Origin of the sequence: Sulfitobacter sp. HI0129 (assembly GCF_001635395.1) — a bacterium.
Classification (GTDB): Bacteria; Pseudomonadota; Alphaproteobacteria; order Rhodobacterales; family Rhodobacteraceae; genus Sulfitobacter.
Genome location: NZ_LWGH01000174.1, coordinates 1 through 3,833 on the forward strand (window position 1 = coordinate 1; position 3,833 = coordinate 3,833).

A 3,833-nucleotide genomic window follows, 5' to 3' on the forward strand; every position below is an offset into this window, starting at 1 on the left:
ATGCCGGTTCCAGATAGCTTTGCCACAGGTCGAGCACGACCTCGTCGCCGGGATGTTCCGGATGCGCCCAGAGGGCGGCGGCGGGAAAGGCCACCGCATAAAGCGGTTCGGGCCGGTCGCCCAGATCATGGGCCGATGCATCGGGCAGCACATGGGTGCCGTGCCGCCGCAGGATGCGCCCCACCCGGCCCGCGGCATAGGCGGGCATGCGGGTATGGCCGCCCTCCACCATTCGGTTCTCGGAAAACGGACGGGTGCGCACGGCATCACCGGGGCCAAAGGCGGGATCCGGTCCGCCGGGCCGGTCGGCGGGGCCGCCCCGGGCCAGCGCCGCAGGCACATCCGCCGCCTGCAGCTTCTTGGCGGCAAGCGGGCTTTGTGACGGCTCTGCCGCGCCGGAAAGTTCCCCCGGGGAGACGACATCGCGGGCGACCAGCAGATCGGCCAGGGCCGCAAGCCATTTTTCGTAATAGGAAAATCGTGCGTAATCCGGCGGGCGCAACGCCTCACGCGCATGGCGCGATACATCGATGTTCCATGCGCCCAGCGCCCCTGCCGCCAGCGTTACCGCCAACGCACGCGGATGCCATTCCTCGTGCCAGACCTCGCCTTCGGGTTCCGGCACGACAGCGCCATCGCCAAAGCGCCCGCCCATGTCATGGGGGCGCGTCACGGGTTCACCGCAAGGCCGCAGCCGATCATGCTGTCGCGGGTCACCAGTGCGGCAAGCGCCTCTTTGTCCAGCCCCTCCGCCCCCTCGGGCCGGCGCGGTACGACCAGATAGCGCACCTCTGCCGTGCTGTCCCAGACGCGCACGGCGGTTTCCCTGGGCAGGGTCACCCCGAACTCGGCCAGCACCTTGCGCGGCTCGCGCACGGCGCGCGCGCGGTAGGCATCCGATTTGTACCAGCCCGGCGGAATCCCCAGAAGCGGCCACGGATAGCAACTGCACAGCGTGCAGACGACCATGTTGTGTACGGTGCCGGTATTCTCCACCGCGACGATATGCTCGCCCTGCCGCCCGTAAAGGCCCATATCCGCTACTGCAGCCGTGGCATCCTCCAGCAAGGCTGCGCGGAATTCGGGCTCGGTCCATGCCCGTGCGACCACCTGCGCGCCGCCCCGCGGGCCGATGCGGTTTTCATAGGTATCGATGATCGCATCCAGCGCCGCGGGATCGACAAGCCCCTTGCGCTCCAGCAGGGTTTCCAGCGCGCGTACCCGCAGCGCAGGCTCCGGCGGCAGCAGGGTGTGCGGATGGTCGGGACCGTGCGAATGGTCTGAATGATCATGGGGCATGACCACATCCTGCATGGAGCGAATCCCCTTGTCCATCGCCCGCCACGGCAACGCGACATCTATTTGAAAAAACGACATACTTATAATGCCAGAATCTGCGTATTTCATGCTATGGTGAGGGCACGAAACGAGTCTGATCCACCTCAATTCCAGGATAGCCCTCTTACTCGGCGTGGTAGAGTACCGTTTCGACAGACCGCCGCCCCAAAGCGGCGGTCTTCGTTTGCGCCCGCCACCGCTGCCCGCCCTGCCATCCATGGCCGTCCCGCCCCTTCGCGCCGCCTCCAGCGGCAAACCGGGGCCGACCGGCCCGAACCTGCCCTTGCCCCCAAAGCCAAACTTGCCTAGATACGCCCAAAGCCAATTCGAAAGCCGTTCACGCCCATGGAAAACGTCGTTCTGATCATCCACCTGTTCCTCGCCCTGGGCCTTATCGGGGTGGTGCTGCTGCAACGTTCCGAAGGCGGTGGCCTCGGCATGGGTGGCGGTGGCGGCGGCGCCGTTTCAGGACGCGCCGCGGCGACGGCCCTGGGCAAGATGACATGGATCCTCGCCATCGGCTTCATCATCACTTCCATCACGCTGACCATCATCGCGGCGGGAAAATCCGCCGGGGCCTCGGTCATCGACCGGCTGGGCGACTCGGTTCCCGTGTCTTCGGGCACCGCCGGTGACAGCCTGCCCAGCGGAAACGACCTGCTGCCGCCCTCGGCGACAGACAACGCGCCGCTGGTGCCCAGCGCCGATTAAACCAGTAACCGCAACAGATTGAGGATCACGGGGCCGCCGCCAACATCATGTTGCGCCTCGGCCTTGCCAAGATCCGCCGAATCCTGCTATTCTCAAGTCCCGTGGTGCCGCTGTTTCAGCGGCATCGCCAGTCGGACTTTGGGACTGGCGCATCAGAATATCACGGGGGTCTCCGCATATATGGCACGCTATATCTTCATCACCGGCGGTGTCGTTTCCTCGCTGGGCAAAGGTCTGGCGTCTGCCGCTCTGGGTGCCCTGCTGCAGGCGCGCGGGTTCAGCGTGCGACTGCGCAAGCTTGACCCGTACCTGAATGTCGATCCCGGCACGATGTCGCCCTTCGAGCATGGCGAAGTCTTCGTGACGGACGATGGCGCGGAAACCGATCTCGACCTTGGGCATTACGAACGTTTTACCGGCGTCCCCGCCCGCATGACGGATTCGGTGTCTTCCGGGCGCATCTATTCCACCGTGCTGGAAAAGGAGCGCCGGGGCGACTACCTCGGCAAGACCATCCAGGTGGTTCCCCATGTCACCAACGAAATCAAGGATTTCCTCGACATCGGCGATGACGAGGTCGATTTCATGCTCTGCGAAATCGGCGGCACCGTGGGCGATATCGAAGGGCTGCCGTTCTTTGAGGCGATCCGCCAGTTCAGCCACGACAAACCGCGTGGCCAGTGCATCTTCATGCATCTCACCCTGTTGCCCTATCTGGCCGCAAGCGGCGAGTTGAAGACCAAGCCCACCCAGCACTCCGTCAAGGAACTGCAAAGCATCGGGATCGCGCCCGACATCCTCGTCTGCCGCTCCGAACACCCGATCCCGGACAAGGAGCGCGAGAAGATCGCCCTGTTCTGCAACGTCCGCAAGGAAGCGGTCGTGGCGGCCTATGACCTCGCCTCGATCTATGACGCGCCGCTGTCCTACCACGAACAGGGCCTCGATCAGGCAGTGCTGGACGCCTTCCAGATCTCGCCCGCGCCGCGCCCCGACCTTGCCGTCTGGCGCGATGTCTCCGACCGGGTGCACAACCCCGAAGGCGAAGTGACCGTTGCCATCGTGGGCAAATACACCCAGCTCGAAGACGCCTATAAATCCATCAAGGAGGCGCTGACCCACGGCGGCATGGCCAACCGTGTCAAGGTGCGCGTCGAATGGGTCGATTCGGAGCTTTTCGATACGGCTGCCGACGTGGGCCCCCACCTCGAAGGGTTCCACGCCATCCTCGTCCCCGGGGGCTTTGGCGAACGGGGCACCGAGGGCAAGATCAAGGCCGCCCAATACGCGCGTGAGCACAAGATCCCCTATCTGGGCATCTGCCTCGGCATGCAGATGGCGGTGATCGAAGCCGCCCGCAACGTGGCGGGCGTCAAGACCGCCGGGTCGGAGGAATTCGACCACGAAGCGGGCAAGAAACGGTTCGAGCCGGTGGTCTATCACCTCAAGGAATGGATCCAGGGCAACCACAAGGTCGAACGCAAGGTGGGCGACGACAAGGGCGGCACCATGCGGCTGGGCGCCTATGACGCGCGGCTCAAGGAAGGCTCGAAAGTGGCGCTGGCCTATGGCACGACGGCGATCGACGAACGCCACCGGCACCGCTACGAGGTGGACATTTCCTACCGCGAACAGCTTGAGGAAGCGGGCCTGTGCTTTTCCGGCATGTCCCCCGACGGTCGCCTGCCGGAGATCGTGGAATGGTCCGATCATCCGTGGTTCATCGGCGTGCAGTTCCACCCGGAACTGAAGTCGAAGCCTTTCGCGCCGCATCCGCTGTTTTC

General features: G+C 64.7%; 4 protein-coding genes. 2 read left to right on the plus strand and 2 right to left on the minus strand.

Features of this window, described 5'->3' with window-relative positions:
- Positions 1 to 673, minus strand: a 673-nt coding sequence (nthB, locus tag A3764_RS01695; protein ID WP_067928184.1) for a nitrile hydratase subunit beta, incomplete at its 3' end; no start/stop codon positions are given.
- On the minus strand, positions 670 to 1,299 hold the full coding sequence (gene nthA / locus A3764_RS01700) for a nitrile hydratase subunit alpha (RefSeq protein WP_067928232.1): 630 nt from the start codon (positions 1,297 to 1,299) through the stop codon (positions 670 to 672). The genes nthA and nthB, both read right to left, overlap by 4 nt.
- A gap of 384 nt (positions 1,300 to 1,683) precedes the next feature.
- On the opposite strand from nthA, the gene secG reads away from it, so the two are divergent.
- Both secG and A3764_RS01710 read left to right on the plus strand, forming a co-directional pair.
- Positions 1,684 to 2,049: a preprotein translocase subunit SecG gene (secG, locus tag A3764_RS01705; protein WP_067928187.1), complete on the plus strand. Its 366-nt coding sequence runs from the start codon at positions 1,684 to 1,686 to the stop codon at positions 2,047 to 2,049.
- A 180-nt stretch (positions 2,050 to 2,229) separates the two neighbouring features.
- Positions 2,230 to 3,833 (plus strand): CTP synthase (locus tag A3764_RS01710; protein ID WP_067951089.1); only part of this gene is annotated, 1,604 nt, incomplete at its 3' end.

Excerpts from the sequence above, each read along its gene's own strand:
- nthA (WP_067928232.1), bottom strand. The coding sequence starts at position 1,299 with ATGCCCCATGATCATTCAGACCATTCGCACGGTCCCGACCATCCGCAC.
- secG (WP_067928187.1), top strand. The coding sequence starts at position 1,684 with ATGGAAAACGTCGTTCTGATCATCCACCTGTTCCTCGCCCTGGGCCTT.